At 37.8% G+C, this 21,257-nt stretch carries 23 protein-coding genes; all 23 read right to left on the bottom strand.

Annotated elements, in window-relative coordinates; genetic code table 11:
* Positions 1–1,302, bottom strand: a complete 1,302-nt coding sequence (murA, locus tag IGJ93_RS03035) for a UDP-N-acetylglucosamine 1-carboxyvinyltransferase (RefSeq protein WP_067483776.1) — start codon at positions 1,300–1,302, stop codon at positions 1–3.
* 96 nt (positions 1,303–1,398) lie between these two features.
* Positions 1,399–1,632 carry a DUF1146 family protein gene (locus IGJ93_RS03030; RefSeq protein WP_067483774.1) on the bottom strand — a complete coding sequence of 78 codons (234 nt, stop codon included), beginning with the start codon at positions 1,630–1,632 and terminating at the stop codon, positions 1,399–1,401.
* A gap of 180 nt (positions 1,633–1,812) precedes the next feature.
* Positions 1,813–2,235, bottom strand: a complete 423-nt coding sequence (locus tag IGJ93_RS03025; RefSeq protein WP_067483772.1) for a F0F1 ATP synthase subunit epsilon — start codon at positions 2,233–2,235, stop codon at positions 1,813–1,815.
* Positions 2,236–2,248: 13 nt separating this feature from the next.
* The gene (atpD, locus tag IGJ93_RS03020; protein ID WP_067483770.1) at positions 2,249–3,655 is read right to left on the bottom strand and encodes a F0F1 ATP synthase subunit beta; all 1,407 of its coding nucleotides are present in this window, start codon (positions 3,653–3,655) and stop codon (positions 2,249–2,251) included.
* A gap of 22 nt (positions 3,656–3,677) precedes the next feature.
* Positions 3,678–4,580 (bottom strand): F0F1 ATP synthase subunit gamma, encoded by a 903-nt coding sequence (locus tag IGJ93_RS03015; protein WP_067483768.1) that lies wholly within the window; start codon positions 4,578–4,580, stop codon positions 3,678–3,680.
* A 13-nt stretch (positions 4,581–4,593) separates the two neighbouring features.
* On the bottom strand, positions 4,594–6,150 hold the full coding sequence (gene atpA, locus IGJ93_RS03010) for a F0F1 ATP synthase subunit alpha (RefSeq protein ID WP_067483766.1): 1,557 nt from the start codon (positions 6,148–6,150) through the stop codon (positions 4,594–4,596).
* 22 nt (positions 6,151–6,172) lie between these two features.
* Complete coding sequence (gene atpH / locus IGJ93_RS03005; RefSeq protein ID WP_067483764.1) at positions 6,173–6,715, bottom strand: ATP synthase F1 subunit delta; 543 nt, start codon at positions 6,713–6,715, stop codon at positions 6,173–6,175.
* Complete coding sequence (atpF, locus tag IGJ93_RS03000) at positions 6,702–7,226, bottom strand: F0F1 ATP synthase subunit B (RefSeq protein ID WP_067483762.1); 525 nt, start codon at positions 7,224–7,226, stop codon at positions 6,702–6,704. Before atpF ends, atpH begins: the two co-directional genes overlap by 14 nt.
* A 67-nt stretch (positions 7,227–7,293) precedes the next feature.
* Positions 7,294–7,506, bottom strand: coding sequence for an ATP synthase F0 subunit C (atpE, locus tag IGJ93_RS02995; RefSeq protein ID WP_067483760.1), 213 nt, complete (start codon positions 7,504–7,506; stop codon positions 7,294–7,296).
* A 46-nt stretch (positions 7,507–7,552) separates the two neighbouring features.
* Complete coding sequence (gene atpB / locus IGJ93_RS02990) at positions 7,553–8,272, bottom strand: F0F1 ATP synthase subunit A (RefSeq protein ID WP_067483758.1); 720 nt, start codon at positions 8,270–8,272, stop codon at positions 7,553–7,555.
* A gap of 311 nt (positions 8,273–8,583) precedes the next feature.
* Positions 8,584–9,048: an SsrA-binding protein SmpB gene (gene smpB / locus IGJ93_RS02985; protein WP_067483756.1), complete on the bottom strand. Its 465-nt coding sequence runs from the start codon at positions 9,046–9,048 to the stop codon at positions 8,584–8,586.
* 20 nt (positions 9,049–9,068) lie between these two features.
* Positions 9,069–11,429 (bottom strand): ribonuclease R, encoded by a 2,361-nt coding sequence (gene rnr / locus IGJ93_RS02980; protein WP_067483754.1) that lies wholly within the window; start codon positions 11,427–11,429, stop codon positions 9,069–9,071.
* Positions 11,426–12,181, bottom strand: coding sequence for an alpha/beta hydrolase (locus tag IGJ93_RS02975; protein WP_067484143.1), 756 nt, complete (start codon positions 12,179–12,181; stop codon positions 11,426–11,428). The genes rnr and IGJ93_RS02975 overlap by 4 nt, the downstream gene beginning before the upstream one ends.
* Positions 12,182–12,292: 111 nt before the next feature.
* Positions 12,293–12,529, bottom strand: coding sequence for a preprotein translocase subunit SecG (gene secG / locus IGJ93_RS02970; RefSeq protein WP_067483752.1), 237 nt, complete (start codon positions 12,527–12,529; stop codon positions 12,293–12,295).
* Between the two features lie 464 nt (positions 12,530–12,993).
* Positions 12,994–13,269, bottom strand: a complete 276-nt coding sequence (locus tag IGJ93_RS02965; RefSeq protein WP_075491433.1) for a GNAT family N-acetyltransferase — start codon at positions 13,267–13,269, stop codon at positions 12,994–12,996.
* A gap of 1 nt (position 13,270) precedes the next feature.
* Positions 13,271–13,546 carry a (4Fe-4S)-binding protein gene (locus tag IGJ93_RS02960; protein ID WP_067483748.1) on the bottom strand — a complete coding sequence of 92 codons (276 nt, stop codon included), beginning with the start codon at positions 13,544–13,546 and terminating at the stop codon, positions 13,271–13,273.
* A 255-nt stretch (positions 13,547–13,801) separates the two neighbouring features.
* Positions 13,802–14,773 carry an alpha/beta hydrolase gene (locus IGJ93_RS02955; RefSeq protein WP_311797949.1) on the bottom strand — a complete coding sequence of 324 codons (972 nt, stop codon included), beginning with the start codon at positions 14,771–14,773 and terminating at the stop codon, positions 13,802–13,804.
* 153 nt (positions 14,774–14,926) lie between these two features.
* Positions 14,927–15,286 (bottom strand): DUF1304 domain-containing protein, encoded by a 360-nt coding sequence (locus IGJ93_RS02950; RefSeq protein WP_067483746.1) that lies wholly within the window; start codon positions 15,284–15,286, stop codon positions 14,927–14,929.
* A 158-nt stretch (positions 15,287–15,444) separates the two neighbouring features.
* Positions 15,445–16,743 (bottom strand): phosphopyruvate hydratase, encoded by a 1,299-nt coding sequence (gene eno / locus IGJ93_RS02945; RefSeq protein WP_067483744.1) that lies wholly within the window; start codon positions 16,741–16,743, stop codon positions 15,445–15,447.
* A gap of 117 nt (positions 16,744–16,860) precedes the next feature.
* Positions 16,861–17,616, bottom strand: a complete 756-nt coding sequence (tpiA, locus tag IGJ93_RS02940) for a triose-phosphate isomerase (protein WP_067483743.1) — start codon at positions 17,614–17,616, stop codon at positions 16,861–16,863.
* A gap of 84 nt (positions 17,617–17,700) precedes the next feature.
* Positions 17,701–18,891, bottom strand: a complete 1,191-nt coding sequence (locus tag IGJ93_RS02935; RefSeq protein ID WP_067483742.1) for a phosphoglycerate kinase — start codon at positions 18,889–18,891, stop codon at positions 17,701–17,703.
* A 103-nt stretch (positions 18,892–18,994) separates the two neighbouring features.
* Complete coding sequence (gene gap / locus IGJ93_RS02930; protein ID WP_067483741.1) at positions 18,995–19,996, bottom strand: type I glyceraldehyde-3-phosphate dehydrogenase; 1,002 nt, start codon at positions 19,994–19,996, stop codon at positions 18,995–18,997.
* Between the two features lie 40 nt (positions 19,997–20,036).
* Complete coding sequence (locus IGJ93_RS02925) at positions 20,037–21,128, bottom strand: sugar-binding transcriptional regulator (RefSeq protein ID WP_176694879.1); 1,092 nt, start codon at positions 21,126–21,128, stop codon at positions 20,037–20,039.
* Positions 21,129–21,257: the final 129 nt, after the last annotated feature.

Below are 21,257 nucleotides of genomic sequence, written 5' to 3'. Positions count from 1 at the left end.
TTAAGCGATAGTTTGTGCAGTTTTTTCTGTTGGTGTTTGATCCATTTCAACACGTTCAACATTTGCACCAAGTTGTTGTAATTTCAAATGGAAATTATAATAGCCACGATCTAAATATTTCAAATTACGAACACGTGTCACACCATTTGCTTTTAATCCAGCTAAAATCAACGCAGCAGCAGCACGTAGATCCGTAGCATATACTTCTGCACCTTGTAATTCATGTGCCCCTTCAATCATTGCAACATTCCCATCAATTTTAACGTGCGCATTCATACGACGCATTTCTTCTAAATGTTGGAAACGATTTTCAAAGACTGTTTCAGTTACGACACTTGTGCCTTCAGCAACCATTTGAATGGCTGTCATTTGTGCTTGCATATCTGTTGGAAAGCCAGGATGAGGCATTGTTTTCACGTCAGTTGGTAATACATGTTTTGGTCCAACAACACGAACGCCGCCTTCTTCATCTGTAATCGTCGCACCCATTTCTGTTAACTTAGAAATCAAAGGACGATTGTGTTCAGAGATTGCATCAGCAATTAAAACATTTCCTTCTGTCATTGCTGCGGCGACCATAAATGTTCCTGCTTCAATACGGTCTTGAACGATTGAATGTGTCACTGCATGTAAATGCTCCACACCTTCAATACGCATTGTTTCTGTACCAGCACCATAAATATTGGCACCCATTTTATTTAAGATATTTGCTAAGTCAACAATTTCGGGTTCACGAGCAACGTTTTCGATAATCGTCGTACCTTTTGCTTTCACAGCAGCCATCATGATATTTTGTGTTGCACCTACACTTGGAAAGTCTAGGTAGATAGTATTACCAATCAATTCATCAGCGATTGCTTCGATATAACCATTTTTTTGGATAATCTTCGCGCCTAGCGCTTGGAATCCTTTTAAATGCAAATCAATTGGGCGTTTGCCAATGGCACAGCCACCAGGCATTGCCACTTTTGCATGACCATTTCTGGCTAACAATGGGCCCATAACAACGATTGATGCGCGCATTTGACTAACATATTCATAAGGCGCTTCGATTTCTAATTGTCTTGACGCATTAAGTGTCACTTGATTTTGATCTTCATCAAAGTCAACATCTACATTCAAATGACGAATCACTTGATTCATTGTAAATACATCTGAAAGAATTGGAACATTTGTTAATGTTGTTGTTCCTTCTTCCGCTAATAAACTAGCAGCTAAAATTGGTAATACAGCATTTTTAGCTCCTTCAATTTTGACAGTTCCTGTTAATTGATTGCCACCTTGTACGATGATCTCTTCCATGTTGTTCCCCCCAAAAAAATTCCAATGAGCATACTCTTACTCAAAATCTTTTTTATTATAGCATTTCTTCTTTTAAAATAGTACCCTTTTTTGAAATTAGATACTAACAAAAAGATTCCGACATAACGCTATGATTTCTAGAAAAAAATTACTGGCAGTGTATCCTAAAAAAATTGAAAAAAAGACAATTACCATTCTGATTTGCGTAGTATTCTGCATATATTTAAAAAACGTTTCTGTACGCAAAGAACGCAAAGACCAAAAAGCTAAATAAATAAACGCTAAATGACTCACAATTCGAATAATCGCGTCAATTCCATAGACTTGCATCATAACGTCCTTTCTTGCATCTATTTACTGTAAACTCAATAAAACGATAATACCATAAATTTTCTAAAAGGAAAAATAACTGTGCCTTTTTTACATAAAATAAATGCAATTAAAAAAACTGTGCCAAAATCAAGGACTGACTTTGGCACAGTTTTTATCAAAAAATAAGTTCATTTGAATCTACGTGTGCTTAGAAACATTAATCCGATTGATTGCACGGTGTAATGCAACAGTTGCACGTTTCAATTCATTCGTATCTTCTTTTTGTTTTGCTTCTTCGATTTGGCGTTCTGCTCGTTGTTTTGCTCTTTCAGCACGAGAAACATCAATATCGCGCTCACGTTCCGCAGTATCTGCGACGATTGAAACTAGATTATCACGAACTTCCATGATTCCTCCGTTAACGGCAATCCAGTCAACGTGCGTATCAGAGTCCGTTCTTTTGATGCGAACTTCATCAATGGCTAAAGGAACGATAATTGGAGCATGTTTCGGTAAAATCCCCAATTCTCCAGCAGTTGTACGTGCAACGACAATTGCTGCATGGTGATCATAGACCAAGCCGTCAGGTGTTACCACATTAACTGTTAAAAATTGATCCATGGGGCACCCCTTTCTAGTAGCCTAGTTTTTTCGCTTTTTCAACGACATCTTCAATTCGACCTACGCTTCGGAAAGCTTCTTCAGGAAGATCGTCATATTTACCTTCCAAGATTTCACGGAAACCTTTAACTGTTTCTTCAACAGGAACGTATGATCCTGGAAGACCAGTAAATTGTTCTGCAACGTTAAAGTTTTGTGACAAGAAGAATTGAATTCGACGTGCACGAGAAACTAAAACTTTTTCTTGATCAGATAATTCATCCATCCCTAAGATTGCAATGATATCTTGCAATTCACGGTAACGTTGTAAAACGTGTTGGACTTCAGTAGCGACTTTATAGTGTTCTTCCCCAACGATTTCCGGTGCAAGTGCACTTGAAGATGATGCAAGTGGATCTACCGCTGGATAAATCCCTTGTTCAGTTAATTTACGTTCCAAGTTGGTCGTTGCATCTAAGTGAGCAAATGTTGTAGCTGGCGCAGGGTCAGTATAGTCATCGGCTGGTACATAGATTGCTTGGATGGAAGTGATTGAACCTTTTTTCGTTGAAGTAATACGTTCTTGTAATTGACCCATTTCTGTTGCTAAAGTTGGTTGGTAACCAACGGCAGAAGGCATACGGCCAAGTAAGGCAGATACTTCTGAACCAGCTTGTGTGAAACGGAAAATATTATCAATAAATAGTAATACGTCCTGACCTTCAACATCACGGAAGTATTCAGCAATTGTTAAACCAGTCAAGGCAACACGCATACGCGCACCTGGTGGCTCATTCATTTGTCCAAACACCATCGCTGTTTTTTCAATAACGCCAGAATCTTTCATTTCATAGTAAAGGTCGTTCCCTTCACGTGTACGTTCACCAACACCGGTAAACACAGAAATACCACCATGTTCTTGTGCGATATTGTGGATCAATTCTTGGATCAGTACGGTTTTACCAACACCGGCACCACCGAACAAACCAACTTTCCCACCTTTAAGGTAAGGAGCTAATAAGTCAATAACTTTGATCCCTGTTTCTAAAATCTCAGTACTTGTGCTTAATTCATCAAAATTAGGTGCTTTTTTATGAATTTCGCTTCTTTCAGCATCTTCTGGGAAAGGTTTTTCTAAATCAATTGTATCCCCTAATACGTTGAATACGCGACCTAATGTTTCTTTACCAACTGGAACAGAGATTGCTTTGCCTGTATCGACAACTTCCATCCCTCTTTGTAAACCGTCTGTTGATTCCATCGCAATCGTACGGATTACACCGTCACCTAGTTCTAGGGTTGCTTCAAGAACAACTTTTGATTTTTTCTCATCTTTTTTATAAACAACTAAAGCGTTGTTGATATCTGGTAAGGATTGGTCTAAAGAAAATTCCACGTCGACAACGGGACCGATTACTTGAACAATCTTGCCTGAACTCATCTTTTTTCCTCCAATCTCAATACTATTCTAGTGCCGAAGCTCCGGCAACAATTTCGGTAATTTCTTGGGTAATAGCCCCTTGTCTTGCACGGTTATAAGAAACCGTCAAGTCATCAATAATGTTTGCAGCATTATCAGTTGCTGTTTTCATTGCAGTCATGCCTGCTGCGTGTTCGGCAGTTTTAGCATCTACAATCGCACCATAAATCAAACTTTCAGCATATTGAGGCAATAATTGAGCTAAGATTTTTTCTTTTGAAGGTTCAAAAATATATTCTTGCTCAAAGCTTGTTGCTTCTTCTGGATCTAAATCTGAGATTGGTAACATCTTTTCTACACGAAATTGACTAGTTAATGAATTTATATGGTGGTTATAGCACACATATAATTCGTCAAAAACTTCATTTTGATACATTGTTGTAGCCATGTTTACGATTTTTCTAACTTCGTCAAAACTTGGTTGGTCAGATAAGTTACGTAATTCATACGCAAGGTCAATGCCACGAGCTTTGAAAAAGTCTGCGCCAGTACCACCAATTGCAATCATCACATACTCGTCGGATGATTGGTGATCTTCTTCCAAAATAGACATCGTTTGTTTCAAAATTGAACTATTATAACCGCCAACTAAACCACCGTCAGCTGTGATGACAATATAGCCTGTCTTTTTAACAGGGCGACTAATCAACATTGAGTTATAATTAATGTCATTATTTGTGTTTGAAGAAGCAATATCACTTAATTGGGTTGCTGTTAAATGCGTAACGATTTCTCTCACTTTGTTCGCGTAGACCTGAAACTTCTTAGATGAAGCTTCCGACTTCGTTAACTTTGAAGCAGAAACCATTTGCATGGCACGCGTAATTTGACTTGTTTTTTTCGTTGAAGCAATACGTGTCTTAATTTCATTTAGTGAAGCACCCATTCATCTCACCTCACTATGCATTTTGAATGGATTTCAATTTGTCTTCTGTCGAGGATGTACTACCTTTAGAAGCTAAGAAAATGTCTTTATATTCTTTGATTACGCTGTTCAACTCATCTTCTTCTGGAAGATCTTGTGTTGTACGGATAATTTCAAAGATATTTGGATGATTTGTATCCAAGTATTCAAATAATTCACTTTCAAAGTCAAGAATGCTATCCACTGGGATGCTGTCTAGGAAACCATGCGTCAATGCATATAAAATGACTACTTGTTTTTCTACAGCAAGTGGTGCATGTAATTTTTGTTTCAAGATTTCTACAGTACGACGACCACGATTTAATTTAGCTTGTGTCGCTGCATCCAAATCTGAACCAAATTGCGTAAATGCTTCAAGTTCACGGTAACTTGCTAAGTCAAGACGTAGCGTTCCGGCAACTTTTTTCATTGCTTTGATTTGTGCAGAACCACCAACACGGGATACAGATAACCCAGCATCAACGGCTGGACGTGTTCCTGCGTAGAACAAATCACTTTCTAAGAAAATTTGTCCATCAGTGATTGAAATAACATTTGTTGGAATATATGCAGAGATATCTCCTGCTTGTGTTTCAACGAATGGCAAAGCAGTCATTGAACCGCCACCTAATTCATCACTTAATTTTGCTGCGCGTTCTAGCAAACGTGAATGCAAGTAGAAAACATCCCCTGGATATGCTTCACGACCTGGCGGACGGCGTAGTAGTAGTGAAAGTTCACGATAAGCAACAGCTTGTTTTGATAAATCATCAAAGATAATCAAAACATGTTTGCCGTTATACATGAATTCTTCACCCATCGCTGTACCAGCATAAGGTGCAATGTAAAGTAATGGTGCTGGTTGAGAAGCACCCGCATTGACTACGATTGTATAGTCCATAGCGCCATATTTTTTCAATGTTTCAACTTGTGTACGTACAGTTGAATCTTTTTGTCCAATCGCAACGTAGATACAAATCATATCTTGCCCTTTTTGGTTGATAATTGTATCAATTGCAATGGATGTTTTACCTGTTTTACGGTCACCGATAACTAATTCACGTTGACCACGACCAATTGGTACTAAAGCATCGATTGCTTTTAGACCTGTTTGCATTGGTTCATTAACTGATTTACGTTGCATAACACCTGGTGCCATTGCTTCTACGGGACGAGCTTTATCGGTAACGATTTCTCCTAGTCCATCAATCGGTTGACCTAAAGGATTCACGACACGTCCAATCAAAGAATCTCCAACTGGAACTTCCATGATTTTACCTGTACGTTTTACTTTATCACCTTCACGAATGGATTCGAAATCACCAAGGATAATAATCCCTACATCATTTGATTCTAAGTTTTGCGCCATTCCGTATGAGCCGTTTGAAAATTCAAGCAACTCACCACTCATTGCATTTTCCAATCCATGCGCACGAGCAATCCCGTCACCGACGTATGTGACAGTACCAATTTCTTCAACTGAAAGCACGCTTTGATAATTTTCAATTTGTTCTTTAATCAAGGCACTAATTTCTTCTGCTTTGATGGCCATTCGATTCACCTACCTCTTTGTACTATCTATTTAATTGATTACGCATTGTTTCCAATTGCGTCCGAATGCTGCCGTCGATCACTCGATGGTCGGCTTCAACAATTGCGCCACCAAGAATAGAAGAATCAACGATTGTTTCTAATTCAACTGTTTGATAGTTCATTGTTTTTGCTACATTCTGTTCTAATTTTTTTAACTGTTCATCAGATAAAGGAACGGCAGTTTTTACTGTTCCAAGTAATAATCCATTATTCTCATTATAACGATGTTCATATTCGTCAATCATGAACAACAGATCATCCATCCGATTGTAATTGTAGACCACTTCTAAAAAGTTCTTAACAACACCGTCATAGCCACTAATCAACTTATCCATGATAAGTCGTTTTTCATGTGGTTCTAAACGAGCATCACTGAGCACTTCCCCTAATTCAGGGACTTTTTCATAAATTTTACGCAAGCTCAACAGTTCTTGATAGATTTCTTCACTCTTGTTTGAATCGATCGCCAGTTCAAACAAAGCTTTTCCATAGCGTCTACCGACAGTATATTTATCTAGTTTCATTTGAAGAACCTAGACCTTCGATATATTGGTTGATTAATGATTCATGCATTTCTGGAGATAATTCTTTATTCAAGATTTTTTCCGCAATTTGAAGTGAAAGATCAGCAACATCGTCTTTAACAGAGTTTAACGCATTGTCACGTTCTAACGTGATATCCGATTTAGCTTTGTTTTTTAGACGAATAACTTCATCTTGTGTATCCTTCAAAATATTTTGGCGGCTAAGTTCTCCACTTTCTTTCGCATTTTTAATAATTTCAGCTGCGTCAGAGCGAGAAGCTAACAATTGTTGTTCGCGTTCTTGTTCCATTTTCGCTGAGTTGATGCGAGATTGTTCTGCAGAATCTAAATCATTGGCGATCTTATCTTCACGTTTCTTCAAAATTTCACTAATTGGTCCCCAAGCAAAATGCTTTAAAAGAGCAAGTAGGATCAAAAATGAGCCGCTGACAACGATGATATTACCTAACATCGGATTGCCAACTTCTGCAATTGCCAATTGATTCAGCATAAGCTAGCCTTCCTTTCTTTGAGGTCTCTCTAGTTTCAATGAGAATAATATAGTACTTAACTTCTTTCTACATGAATACTAGAATTAAAGCGATAACCACACCAAGAATAGGAACAGCTTCAACTAAGGCTACCCCAATAAACATTGTTGTACGTAATTGACCAGACATTTCAGGTTGGCGAGCCATTGATTCGATTGTTTTTGAGATTACCTTACCATTACCATAACCGGCACCGATTGCTGCCCCTAAAATTGCGATTGCTGCTGCGATATAATTCATAATATTTTTTCCTCCTAAAATAAATAGTAAATTACTTAAATAAATATTACTCTTCTACTTCAATCTTATGGCTCATATAAACCATCGATAAAGTGACAAAGACAAATGCTTGGATGCTTCCGATAAACAATGAAAATGCAATCCAGATCATCTCTAATGGAATCGCTAATGGCAAGGATAGCCACCCTAGACTTGTCATCATTTTTGCAATCAAGGTTAGCAAAACTTCCCCCGCAAAAATATTCCCATAAAGACGTAAAGCAAGTGTTAATAAGTTTGTAAATTCTTCAATGATCTTCATTGGTAACATGAAACTATACGGTTTCAAGAATGAATTTACAAAATAGCCTTTCAACCCAAATCGTTTTACCCCAAACAAATGTGTAAGTAAAATCATCATAAATGCCAAGGTCAATGTCACAAATGGGTCAGCTGTTGGGCTTTTCCAAAGTGTCGTTTCATCTGGTAATACGATTTTTGTCATTAGACCGATATTATTTGCAATAAATACAAATAAGAATAAGGTAAATGCAAGTAAATGGAAATTACTTAGTTCTTTTCTAGGCAAGTTATCTGTAACGATTCCTCGACTAAAATCAATTACCCATTCAATCGCATTTTGTTTTCCAGTTGGTTTCATCTTTAAGTTACGCGTAAAGAAGTACACTAGAAAGAAAACGATTAGACAAGTCAATAACACCATCATACAAACAGTACCATCAAACCACACAGGTCCAATGTGGAACGTTAGCGAGCGTTCATCCAATTCATTTCACCTCTTTTCTCTTTTCCCTGAAATTCACATGAAATAACTTTCAAGTGCGCATTTGGTTTCTCTGAAAAAATCTGATCATAACCAATCGGTATCATACCACCATGAAACAGAAAATACAAAACATTTTCATGAAAATTAGACACTTTTTCGTTTCAGTCTAATTTGATGAAGTTTTCACTTAAATTATGATGGTGATTTTCTAGGAAAACCTTTAGTAATCGTGCTTTATCAGATTAAATGCTACCAAATTTTATCACTAAGTAAAAGTAAAAGCACCGAATATGCGAAAAAGGATATTGAAATTATCTGGAGAAATTTTTCAACGTCCGATCAATTTGACGATCGACATCTTTACGCTTCAAATCTTCTCGTTTGTCGTAGGACTTTTTCCCTTTAGCTAAACCAATCAAAACTTTGGCGTACCCATTCTTGATGTACACTTTTAATGGGACGATTGTTACCCCTGCATTTTTTGTTTCACCAACTAGTCGGGCAATTTGTTTTTTGTGCAAAAGTAGTTTGCGTGTCCGCAACGGATCGTGGTTAAAAATATTTCCCTGTTCATACGGACTGATGTGGACATTATATAGGAAGGCTTCGCCATTTCGAACACGTACGAATCCATCTTTTAGATTGATTCGGCTATTTCGAATCGATTTAATCTCAGTCCCTTGTAAAACCATGCCTGCTTCCATCGTGTCAATAATCGAGTAGTCATGGCGAGCCTTCTTATTTTGTGCAATTAATTTTCCCTCGCCTTTTGGCATTCTACTTCCCCCAAACTATCTTATTTTTTCTTTTTCTTAATTCCTTTATAGAAAGGTTTTTTACCACCTTTTCCTTTTTTCTTAGCAGGCTGGAAGTCATTTCTCTTCCCGCCTACTTTTTTATTTCGTGGAGCTGCTTTGCGTCCACGATTTTGATTTTGTTTGCCTGATGCTTTCCCTTTTTGCTTTGCTTTTGGTCGTTCAAGTTGAGGCACTTCTTCTGCCGAAACTAACTCAAAATCAACTGCTCGTTCTTCTGGACTTGCTTTGACTACTTTGACGCGGACCTTTTGCCCAATTTTAAATGTTAGCCCCGTTCGTTCGCCAACTAATGCTAAATGATTTTCAATAAAGTGGAAATAGTCTTGTTTCAAGTCATTGATGTGGATCAGACCTTCGATTGTATTAGGTAGCTCAATAAACAAACCGAATTTTACCACTGAGCTAATGATGCCATCAAACTCTTCCCCGACTTTATCCATCATGTATTCTGCTTTTTTCATTGCATCAACTTCACGTTCTGCTTCCACTGCTCGGCGTTCCATTTTTGAGCTGTGTTCAGCAATGTCTGGAAGTTCTGCAGACCAGATTGCTTGTTTTTCTTCACTACGATCTTCACCATAAGAACGAATCAAACGGTGAACAATCAAGTCTGGATAACGGCGAATGGGTGAAGTAAAGTGTGTGTAGTACTCTGCTGCTAAGCCATAATGACCGTAGTTTTCTTCTGAATAACGAGCTTGTTGCATGCTTCGTAACAACATCGTATTAATTACCGCAGATTCAGGCTTTTCTTCCACATCTTCGATTACTTTTTGCAAGTCTTTCGGCGTAATCGTACCTTTTGTCCCTCTAACTAGGATTCCTAATGCTGAAGCAAAGTCAAAGAAGCGTTGCATTTTTTCTTCCTTAGGTTGTTCATGAATTCGATAGATGAATGGTAAATGAAGATCATGATAATGTTGCGCCACTGTCTCATTGGCAGCAAGCATAAATGATTCAATCAAGCGTTCCCCTACACCACGTGTTCGCAGCAAAATATCCAACGGATGTCCTTCTGGATTCACTAACACTTTCGCTTCGCGATCTTCAAAAGAAATAGCCCCACGGCGAATCCGCATACTCTCTAAAATCTCGTGTAGTTCTTTCATGGCTTGAAACATTGGCACTAATTGTTTATAACGTTTCATTGTTTCAGGTTCTTCATCTTCTAAAATTTCATTCACGGCAGTATAAGTCATTCGTTCGGTTGTTTGAATAACACTTTGGAAAATCTCATGGCTAACGACATGCCCACTTGAATCAATTTCCATTTCACAACTCATCGTCAATCTTGGCACATGTGGGTTTAATGAACAAATTCCGTTTGACAATCGTTGTGGAATCATTGGGATCACACGGTCAGTCAAATAGACACTTGTTCCACGATCATAAGCTTCTCGATCCAGCTGGCTTCCTTGTGTTACATAATAAGAAACATCTGCAATATGAACGCCTAAAAAGTAATTTCCATTTGCTAGTTTGCGAACAGTTACTGCATCATCTAAGTCCTTTGCATCTTCACCATCAATCGTTACAATCAATTGATCCCGTAAATCACGTCGACCAACCAAATCTTTTTCATTGATATGATCAGGAACTTTATCTGCTTCTGCCACTACATCATCAGGAAATTTTGTTGGAATTCCGTTTGCTACAACGATTGATAAAATATCCATACCAGGGTCATTTTTATGGCCAATTACTTGTTTGACAATTCCTTCTAAACTAGTAGCATAGCCATTTTCTGGGTAATGGGTCAATTCTACAATCACGATACTTCCATCTACTGGGCGGATTCCTTCTGCAGCTGCATACACCTTAAACTTTGTTAATTTTTTATCTTTAGGGATCACGACACCATAAAGATCCGTTTCTGCTTCTTCCTCAGGTGAATAAGCGACGAACTCACCAACGAGTTGTGTTGTTCCACGTTTTCGGATTTCAACAATCTTTCCTTCAGCTCCTCGATCAAGTGCCGTATCTGCCGTTTTAATAATATCGATTGCTACAGTGTCTCCGTCCATTGCATAACCAGTTGATTCTTTCGGGATATAGATGTCATCTTCTTCGGGATCAATCGTTACAAAACCAAAGCCACGTTCATTGCCACGAAATGTTCCTTCAATCAATAATGGTTGTAATGGTAATTTCACTTTACCTTTCTTATTAAAAACGATGCTCTGCTCTCTTTCCATTTGTGCAATTGTTTGAACTAATAATTTAAAGTCTTCACTTTTTTGAAAGCCTAAGCCTTCTGCAATTTCTTCCATTGAAAAGCTTTTTTTACGGCTACTTTCCATAAAAAAAATAATTTTTTCTTTAATTGTTTCTTTTGTCATTTATTTTCCTCATTCCAGGGTAATTTCTCTAAAAATTCTAAGACATCTCGTTCTAACTCCCGCCGAGCGTTTCCAACCGTAATCACATGCTTACTGGTTGGATACCATTGAAGCGTTACTCGCTGTTTATTCAAACGACGAGCCGTTTCATAAACACCCATTGGATCAATCATTTCATCTTGACCTGCTTGAGCTAGGAACATTGGTGCTTGAATTTTTGACAGCTTTTCATTTGCATAAGCTGCTTGTTCTTGTATATCTGTTAATTGTTCCTTAACTAAGGGACGATAAATTTCAAGTTGTTGCTGAATTTCTGTTTCTGACAGTCCTGCGATATTCAATACTTGTTGTGCATAAATGAGAAAGTTTTCTGGTACATTCGTTTCTACTGGTGAAATTGGTGAACAGAAAAAGCCGCCTCCAATCACATTTTCTTCTTCAAGTAGTCTTGTCGCAAAAATACCACCCATAGACAAACCAAAAACAGCAATCTCATGAAAGCCATTTGCTTTTAAAAACGCGAGTGCTGCTTTCGCATCTTCCCACCAAGTTGTGGCGTCTTGATGTAAAATATCTTCTGGATTCAACGTTCCATGTCCCGAAAACATCGGTGCATAAACAGTATAATTTGCTTTTTCTAAAAAACGGCAAAGCATTCGGACATCGTTTGAGCTACCTGAATATGCGTGCAAAAGTAAAACAGCTTTCTCTCCATGTTCCGCATAAAATGATTTTGGTAAACTTCCTTTCAATTCAATCACCTCTCGCTCTTCATTTTAACATAGTTGCACTCAGAAACTTCTCGTTTTCACCTGCTCCACCAATAAAAAAAGCCCCTCGCAAATCGGCGAGAGGTTTCTTGATTAGTTTGAAGATAAAAACGCTAGGACAAATAATAAAATCATCCAAACGGCTCCCAGCACAGCAGTTGTTCGTTGCATCACGGCTTCAAAGCCACGTGCTTTTTGCTTCCCAAACAACTGATCCGCTCCACCAGTAAATGCGCTCGCTGCACTATTTTGTTTACTTGGCTGCATCATAATTGCGATAATCATGACGATTGATAAGGCAATTACGATTCCTAAAATTAAATTATACATACGCTTCAGCTCCTCCTTCTTTGAAAAATATCATCTCTTTAACTTTACCATAGAATGAAAATAAATTCAAAATAAGGTTATAAAAGAAGGTTGTAGCTTCAAGCTTCGAAAAAATAAAAAGCAACTGATAAAAGTATTTTTTCATATTTTTGAACAATTATAAATCATTTTGCGAAGTTGCTTTGGTGACACCGTGAATAAAATTATGGCGCAAAGCATCTCGTTCCTACAAACTAGTGAACAGTCTGATAAAATAGCTCCCATTACTTTATTGATCTATGGCTTGTTGCGAGAATTTTTTGGGAAACATCGAAAAACTTTATCTTCCAATGTTTCATCGCAAATAGCAATGTTTTCTTTCCAACGCTAGCTCCATACGTTTAGACTCCTCATGAAAATCGACTTTCAACAATCTATTCAAAAAAAAGAGTCACGTCAAACGTAACTCTTCTACTTGTTTCTATTTATTTGCGTAATACATCTCCATATTCAGGTTTTGCATCAAATTCTTTTTTAGCAAATGGGCATAGTGGAATAATTTTTTTACCTTCGCGACGAGCTAATTCAACACCGCTATTCACTAATTTTTCCGCTAATTTTTGTCCACGATAAGTAGGTTCGACAAATGTATGATCAATAATCATGATATCTGGTCCAGCATCAGACCAAGTCATTTCTCCAATTTCTTGTTGTTCATCATTGTATAAAGCAAAACGATTTTTTTCTTCTTTGATTTCCATTTTACACTTCATCCTTTCGAATAAACTTCAATGCGCCACTCGGACATGTTTGAATAACGCGACTACTTTCATCAGCACTTGCATTATCCGGCATGATCCACGGTCTGCGACCAACTTCAAAAACAGCTGCATTCCCACGAACACAATTTCCACTGTGGATACAAATCTCTTTGTTATAAAAAATGTCTATCTTTTCACCCGAATATTTTCGATAACCAGCTTCAAACAATTCTTCTTCGGTTGAAAAGTGTTCATTGTTCACCTGTTGCCCCATCATACCACCCCTAAAATAACTTGTGTTTTTGTACAATTCATTCTAACAATCTCTCTTCAAACCAGCAACTATTTATCCTCGAAAACAGGAGTAATCAGATAAAGTATTCTTTTTTAATAAATCACACGTAACTACTCCGTCAGATCTTTGACTTGGAGTTCACTATAAATATAAATTGCTTATAGGAAACTTTGCGAATTTTTTTCTTCTATATTAATTAGTAGTTTGACAACTCATCATTCAAGAATGCAACACGATTTATTGCCCAGCTAAAATTCGTTCATTGATAAAAGAAAACACAACAGTCCAATAAGTCTTTGGCTCATTCAATACTGCCGCTAGATGCTCTGCATTTGGAACCAATAGTAATTCTTTTTTCCCCGCTGTTGCATTTTGCACAGTGTAAGCTGCTTCAACAGGCACAAAATAATCGTGTTCACCATGGATAATTAATAGTGGTAAATGATTACTACCTAGTTGGCGTGTAGCAGATGCTTGTTTCAAAGAATAACCAGCATATTTTTGGGCGTAAGAATTTGCATATCTCATAATCAACCACTTTGGAAATGAAGTTAACTTGCTTAGCATATAACGAAATTCTGCATAGACAGAAACATACCCGCTATCCAAGATAAAGCCTTTCACAGAAGAAGGCAGCTTCTCACCACTAGCCATCATAATCGTCGAAGCGCCCATTGAACCGCCATGTAAAACAATCGAAGCATCCGGATATTCTTTCATCAGTTGCTTGATCCAAGCAATCAAATCCAGACGATCCAACCAGCCCATTCCGATGATTTCTCCTTCACTTTCGCCATGGGCACGTAAATCTGGAATCAAAACATTAAACCCTTGTTCTGCATATTTTTTCCCAACAAAAGACATGTCACGCTTGCCCGTGCTTCGGTAATCATGGATACAAATCACCCAATTTTTTTGTCTTCGATCTGTAACAAACCATTTTCCCGTTAGTTTTAATCCATCGTGACTTTTGATTGTTTCTGTTACACCTGTTTGCCAAAAAGATTCTGCCGCTTCTTCTAACTGTTGTCGTTTTTCTTCGACAATTTCAGTCGCTGCAGGATCCATTAAGAGGTGTCCTGTTGTTTCATACCAGTTATGACCTCGTTGTACACCAACCGTGATCAACTTTTTTGCATAAGAATAAGAAATAACATTAAAAATAATAGCAAGAATCACGATTACTAAAATAAAATACAACATAATAATCAATTAATCACCTCCACCACTCAGCTATCCTTGATTTTTCACTATGCGATCAATTAACCAAGACTGATTTTTTCTTTAAAGAAAATTCAAGTAAACTATATTTTTATTGTACCATTCTAATAAATAAAACTGTTGAATTTTTAAATACTTAACTTAAAAAAAGAGTGAAACAAAAGCAATAATCGCTAATCCGCCTTGTGTAATAATAATTTTTTTATCACTCGTTATGCTTCCATACAAAGCCACTAAAATAATATAGACTAGCAAAACCTTTGCTAACTCACTACCTGCGGAAGAAACATATGTCGCATAAAGCAATCCTACTCCAATCAATCCATTGTAAATTCCTTGATTCTTGAATAAAACATTTACTGACGGACGTGCTAATTCTTCTTTTGATAAATGAAACACTCGTCCAGTGGTTGCTGATGTCGTTGCGAACGTCTCTAAATACATAATATAAAAAAATTCGATTGCTACTAATGTGATGATGATCGTTGAAAAAAGATGCATGTTGTTCCTCTCCTTAGCTACTTATTGATGCTACTTATTGATGCTATTTATCATATAAAAATTCGACCAGCTTGTAAAACAATTAACTACCTAGTATTTTATGGACAAAAAAAGACGTGGGGCAAGCCCCACGTCTAAAAATAGTTAATTAATAAAAATTATTTATTTTTCAAGTTGTAGAAAGATTTCAAACCTTTGTATTCAGCAACTTCACCAAGTTGGTCTTCGATACGTAATAATTGATTGTATTTAGCAATACGGTCAGTACGTGAAAGAGAACCAGTTTTGATTTGGCCAGCATTTGTTGCAACAGCGATATCAGAGATTGTTGAATCTTCTGTTTCACCAGAACGGTGAGATACAACTGCAGTGTAACCAGCTTCTTTAGCCATTTCAATAGCTTCAAAAGTTTCTGTCAAAGTACCAATTTGGTTAACTTTGATAAGGATTGAGTTAGCAATTCCTTTTTCGATACCTTCAGCTAATTTTTGAGTGTTTGTTACGAACAAGTCGTCACCAACTAATTGAACTTTGTCGCCTAATACGTCAGTTAATTTCTTGAATCCGTCCCAGTCGTTTTCGTCTAGGCCATCTTCGATTGAGATGATTGGGTATTTAGAAACTAATTCTTCGTAGAATTTGATCATTTCGTCAGTTGTTTTTTCGCCTTCGCCTGAGTCAGCTAAAACGTAAACACCTTTTTCTTTGTCGTAGAATTCTGAAGAAGCAGCATCCATAGCAAGAACAACGTCTTTACCAGGTACATAGCCAGCTTTTTCGATAGCTTCGATAATAACTTCGAAACCTTCTTCATTTGAACCAAGGTTAGGAGCAAATCCGCCTTCGTCACCAACTGAAGTTGCTAATCCGCGACCTTTTAAGATTGCAGCTAAAGCGTGGAATACTTCAGCACCCATACGTAGAGCTTCTTTAAACGTTGGAGCTCCTACAGGCATAATCATGAATTCTTGGAAGTCGATTGAGTTATCAGCATGTGATCCACCATTGATGATGTTCATCATTGGAGTTGGTAATACTTTTGTATTAAATCCGCCTAGGTAGTGGTATAAAGGTACTTCTAGGTAGTCAGCAGCTGCACGAGCAACAGCAATAGATACACCTAAAATAGCGTTCGCACCTAATTTACCTTTGTTAGGAGTTCCGTCTAAAGCGATCATAGCTTTGTCGATAGCCATTTGGTCACGTACATCGTAGCCAATGATTGCTTCAGCAATGATGTTGTTTACGTTGTCAACAGCTTTAGTAACACCTTTACCACCGTAACGAGCTTTGTCGCCATCACGTAATTCAACTGCTTCGTATTCACCAGTTGAAGCACCTGAAGGAACCATTCCACGGCCAAAAGCTCCGCTTTCTGTGTATACTTCTACTTCGATTGTTGGGTTACCGCGTGAGTCTAAGATCTCGCGAGCGTAAACATCAGTAATAATTGACATGTTTTGTCTCTCCTTTGAGTTTGTTTTTATCCTAAGGGATTTCCCTCATATACGATTTTAGTTAATTTTGTGATGAAGTGCAAACATTTATTGCTTTTTTTCACAAATTTTCAAAAATTATTTTACAGCGTCTAATAAAGATAAGAATGAATCAGCTTCTAAGCTAGCTCCGCCAACTAAAGCACCATCAACGTTTTCTTTAGCCATGTATTCAGCGATGTTTTCTGGTTTAACAGAACCACCGTATTGGATACGTACAGCTTCTGAAACTTCTTTACCATATAATTTTTCAACTGTTTGACGAACAACGCCACAAATTTCATCAGCGATCTGTGCATCAGCAGATTTACCAGTACCGATTGCCCAGATTGGTTCATAAGCAATTACCATATTGCTTACTTGACCGTCTGTTAAGTCTTTAAGACCTTCAGTGATTTGACCTTCGATCCATTCAGCAGTTTTTCCTGCTTCATATGTTTCTAAAGTTTCACCACAACATAAGATAGGTGTCATGCCGTTTGCAAAAATTGCTTTTGCTTTTTTGTTGATATCTTCATCAGTTTCATGGAAGTATTCACGACGTTCTGAGTGACCAATGATGACATATTGAACACCAAGATCTGCTAATGCAGCTGGTGAAGTTTCACCAGTGAATGCACCTGAGTTTTCCCAGAAACAGTTTTGTGCAGAAATTTTTAGTTCAGTACCTTCAGCAGATGCCATTAATTCTTGTAAGAATAATGAAGGTGATCCGATAACAGAATCAACTACTTCATTTGAAGGGATTTTGTTTTTTACTGCTTCAGCAAATGCTTTTGCTTCTGATGCAGTTTTGTTCATTTTCCAGTTACCAGCGATGATTGGTTTACGCATGATGAACACACACTCCTTTTTCTTTTTCAAAACACAAGGCTAAGCGTACACTCTTTTCAAAGTGTACACCTAGATATAAGTGAATTATTTGTCGTTAATTGCTGCTAGACCAGGTAACTCTTTACCTTCTAACAATTCTAAACTTGCGCCCCCACCAGTTGAGATGTGAGTAAATTTGTCAGCAAAGCCAAGTTGTTCAGCTGCAGCTGCAGAATCCCCACCACCGATGATTGTAGTAGCATCTTCAAGGTTTGCGATTGCTTCACAAACTCCGATTGTACCATTAGCGAAGTTACTCATTTCGAACACACCCATTGGTCCGTTCCAAACAACAGTTTTCGCACCTTTTAATGTATCAGCAAATAATTTAACTGATGCAGGTCCGATATCTAAAGCCATCAATCCATCAGGAATGTCGCCTTCGATAACTTGAGTTTCTACGTCGTTTGAGAATTCTGGTGCACAAACGTTGTCGATTGGTAATACAAGTTTGTCGCCTGCTTTTTCAATCAATTCTTTTGCTAATTCGATTTTGTCAGATTCAACTAAAGAACTACCGATTTTAATTCCTTTTGCTGCGTAGAATGTATAAGTCATTCCGCCACCGATCAAGATTTTGTCAGCTTTTGGAATCAAGTTTTCGATAACGCCGATTTTGTCAGAAACTTTAGCGCCACCAAGGATTGCGATCATTGGGCGTTTTGGTTCTTCAACAGCTTCACCGATAAATTTGATTTCTTTGTCCATTAAGAATCCAGCAACTGTTGGAATACCAGTTGAAGCGATTCCTACGTTAGAAGCATGTGCGCGGTGAGCTGTACCGAAAGCATCGTTTACAAAAACATCACCTAATGAAGCCCAATATTTACCTAATTCTGGGTCATTTTTGCTTTCTTTTTTACCATCAACATCTTCAAAACGAGTGTTTTCAAAAACAACAACTTCGCCGTCTTTCATGTTGCTGATTGCGTCTTCTAATTCTTTTCCACGAGTTTCAGGTACGAAAGTAACTTCTTTACCTAATAATTCGCCTAAACGTTTAGCAACTGGTGCTAAAGATTTACCTGCTTTATCTTCTTCAGCTTTCACACGTCCTAGATGAGAGAAAAGGATTGCTTTTCCGCCTTGTTCAAGCACGTAGTTGATTGTTGGTAAAGCAGCTTTGATACGTGTATCATCAGTGATCACGCCATCTTTCAAAGGAACATTAAAGTCAACACGGACAAGAACTTTTTTATCTTTTAAGTCGATATCTTTTACTGTTTTCTTAGCCATTTTGTTTCCTCCTAAATAAACTTGTTATCAAAAAAAGCGGAGAAGCGCGATTGCTTCCCCGCTTTTAAGTGTACTTGTTTAAATTTACACTCGTACGTGTTTCTTATAGTTTAGCGAAGTATTCTAAAGTACGTACTAATTGTGCAGTGTAAGACATTTCGTTGTCGTACCAAGCAACAGTTTTAACTAATTGTTGGTCGCCTACTGTCATTACTTTAGTTTGAGTTGCATCAAACAATGAACCGAAAGTCATACCTACGATATCTGAAGAAACGATTTCGTCAGTGTTGTATCCGTAAGATTCGTTTGCAGCTTCTTTCATAGCTTCGTTAACTTCGTCAACTGTTACTTTTTCGTTAAGAACAGTTACTAATTCAGTTAATGAACCAGTTGGAACAGGAACACGTTGAGCAGCTCCGTCTAATTTACCGTTCAATTCAGGGATAACTAAGCCAATAGCTTTAGCAGCACCTGTTGAGTTAGGAACGATGTTTGCAGCAGCAGCGCGTGCACGGCGGAAGTCACCTTTAGGGTGTGGTCCGTCTAGAGTCATTTGGTCACCTGTGTAAGCGTGGATAGTTGTCATTAATCCTTCAACAACACCAAATTTGTCGTTCAATGTTTTAGCCATAGGAGCTAAACAGTTAGTAGTACATGAAGCACCTGAGATAACTGTTTCTTTACCAGTTAATGTTTCGTGGTTAGTGTTATAAACGATTGTTGGAACATCGTCTCCACCAGGAGCAGAGATAACAACACGTTTAGCACCAGCTGTTAAATGTTTTTCAGCAGCTGCTTTAGAAGTGAAGAAACCAGTACATTCTAGAACGATGTCTACGCCTAGTTCGCCCCATGGTAATTCTTCAGGGTTACGGTTAGCTAAAACTTTAACTTCTTTACCGTTAACGTTGAAAGAACCTTCATGAACTTCAACTGTTCCGTTGAAACGTCCTTGAGTTGTGTCATATTTTAACAAGTGTGCTAACATTTTAGCATCTGTTAAGTCATTGATTGCTACTACTTCGATTCCATCTACATCTTGGATACGACGGAACGCTAGACGTCCGATACGTCCAAAACCATTAATACCTACTTTAACTGTCATTTAAGATTTCCTCCTTATGAAAATCAAAAAAATTTTTATTTTAAAGGGTTACCCCTTTTAAAATCTCATTTGCTGCGGCCTCATCTGTGATCAGCCACGTTTGTTTTGGTGCATTTTTCATATACGCTCGGATTGCTTTGGCTTTTGTTTTTCCGCCAGCAATCGCAAGGATGATTGGTACCTGTGTTAAATCTTTCAGTTCGATGCCGATTCTTGGAACCTTGTAAACAACTTCTCCATTTTCGTTAAAGAAATAACCAAAGGATTCCGCTACAGCATTCGCCTGCTTCAACATGATTAACTCTTCTTCAGTCATTTTTCGGCGGGCTGCCATATGCAACGCACGTCCAATACTATGAATAACACAATTTGCCTGACTTATCAAGTTTAACACTTCTTGAATAGATGGTTCATTGAGTAAAGAATTGTAGGTAGCTAAACTTAGTTGCTCTGGAACATACAATGCCCGATGATCCCCATTTGTGTTAGCTGCCATTCTGGCACTAACTGAATTCGCTTGTACGGTAACCGCCTCACCAATTCCCCCTCTTGCAGGAACAAACAAGTTATGTCGTTTCTTGTTTTCCAAATTCGTCAACTGTTCAGCAACCACAGCCATTGTGGTTCCTCCCATTACGGCAATGATATTTTCACCTTCTGGAAGTAATAAGTTCAAGGATTCATTTAAAGCTTCACCAAAAGCATCTGTCACTTTTGATTGTGCGTCACTATTCCCCGAAACAACGATACAACGTTGATTACCAAAATACTCAGCCAGTTTTTTTTCTGTCTGATGCATTCCTAAAAGCTGATCCATGAAGTTTTCAAGACTTTGATAAACTTCCTCACCTTTCGTGGTCAACGTCATGCCACTTTTTGACGTATCGATTAGTTGAAGATTTTTCAAAAGATCTGTTTCTGTTCGCAAAACTCGCTCTGTTATCCCCATACTTTCAGATAAGCTACGTCGACCAATCGGCTGCATCCAATAAATATTACGTAAAATTTTATAGCGTTCTTGAAGAACTTCGATAATATCTGGTGCAACGGACTCAATCATTTTCAATTCATCTAGCATAGCGATCTCCTTAGTTGGACGATAAACGTCCAATGTAGACTCAAAACGACCCATGTACGACAAAAAAATAAAATTGATTGTTTTACTTTCTTTTTTATGAAAAGGAAAACCTCAACCTCACATGCGTTAGTCTAACAGTTTCTTCCTAACTTTTCAACTAAAAAAGACTAGAAAAGTAAAATA

It is taken from the genome of Enterococcus sp. DIV0174, from assembly GCF_050529065.1.
Taxonomy (GTDB): Bacteria; Bacillota; Bacilli; order Lactobacillales; family Enterococcaceae; genus Enterococcus_B; species Enterococcus_B thailandicus.
This window is presented reverse-complemented; position numbering and strand designations above follow the sequence as displayed.

Bases quoted from the DNA above. Each gene is read 5' to 3' on its own strand.
- murA (WP_067483776.1), bottom strand. From the start codon at position 1,302: ATGGAAGAGATCATCGTACAAGGTGGCAATCAATTAACAGGAACTGTC.
- IGJ93_RS03030 (WP_067483774.1), bottom strand. From the start codon at position 1,632: ATGCAAGTCTATGGAATTGACGCGATTATTCGAATTGTGAGTCATTTA.
- IGJ93_RS03025 (WP_067483772.1), bottom strand. From the start codon at position 2,235: ATGGATCAATTTTTAACAGTTAATGTGGTAACACCTGACGGCTTGGTC.
- atpD (WP_067483770.1), bottom strand. From the start codon at position 3,655: ATGAGTTCAGGCAAGATTGTTCAAGTAATCGGTCCCGTTGTCGACGTG.
- IGJ93_RS03015 (WP_067483768.1), bottom strand. From the start codon at position 4,580: ATGGGTGCTTCACTAAATGAAATTAAGACACGTATTGCTTCAACGAAA.
- atpA (WP_067483766.1), bottom strand. From the start codon at position 6,150: ATGGCCATCAAAGCAGAAGAAATTAGTGCCTTGATTAAAGAACAAATT.
- atpH (WP_067483764.1), bottom strand. From the start codon at position 6,715: ATGAAACTAGATAAATATACTGTCGGTAGACGCTATGGAAAAGCTTTG.
- atpF (WP_067483762.1), bottom strand. From the start codon at position 7,226: ATGCTGAATCAATTGGCAATTGCAGAAGTTGGCAATCCGATGTTAGGT.
- atpE (WP_067483760.1), bottom strand. From the start codon at position 7,506: ATGAATTATATCGCAGCAGCAATCGCAATTTTAGGGGCAGCAATCGGT.
- smpB (WP_067483756.1), bottom strand. From the start codon at position 9,048: ATGCCAAAAGGCGAGGGAAAATTAATTGCACAAAATAAGAAGGCTCGC.
- rnr (WP_067483754.1), bottom strand. From the start codon at position 11,429: ATGACAAAAGAAACAATTAAAGAAAAAATTATTTTTTTTATGGAAAGT.
- secG (WP_067483752.1), bottom strand. From the start codon at position 12,529: ATGTATAATTTAATTTTAGGAATCGTAATTGCCTTATCAATCGTCATG.
- IGJ93_RS02965 (WP_075491433.1), bottom strand. From the start codon at position 13,269: ATGGAAATCAAAGAAGAAAAAAATCGTTTTGCTTTATACAATGATGAA.
- IGJ93_RS02960 (WP_067483748.1), bottom strand. From the start codon at position 13,546: ATGATGGGGCAACAGGTGAACAATGAACACTTTTCAACCGAAGAAGAA.
- IGJ93_RS02950 (WP_067483746.1), bottom strand. From the start codon at position 15,286: ATGCATCTTTTTTCAACGATCATCATCACATTAGTAGCAATCGAATTT.
- eno (WP_067483744.1), bottom strand. From the start codon at position 16,743: ATGTCAATTATTACTGATGTTTACGCTCGCGAGATCTTAGACTCACGC.
- tpiA (WP_067483743.1), bottom strand. From the start codon at position 17,616: ATGCGTAAACCAATCATCGCTGGTAACTGGAAAATGAACAAAACTGCA.
- IGJ93_RS02935 (WP_067483742.1), bottom strand. From the start codon at position 18,891: ATGGCTAAGAAAACAGTAAAAGATATCGACTTAAAAGATAAAAAAGTT.
- gap (WP_067483741.1), bottom strand. From the start codon at position 19,996: ATGACAGTTAAAGTAGGTATTAATGGTTTTGGACGTATCGGACGTCTA.
- IGJ93_RS02925 (WP_176694879.1), bottom strand. From the start codon at position 21,128: ATGGGTCGTTTTGAGTCTACATTGGACGTTTATCGTCCAACTAAGGAG.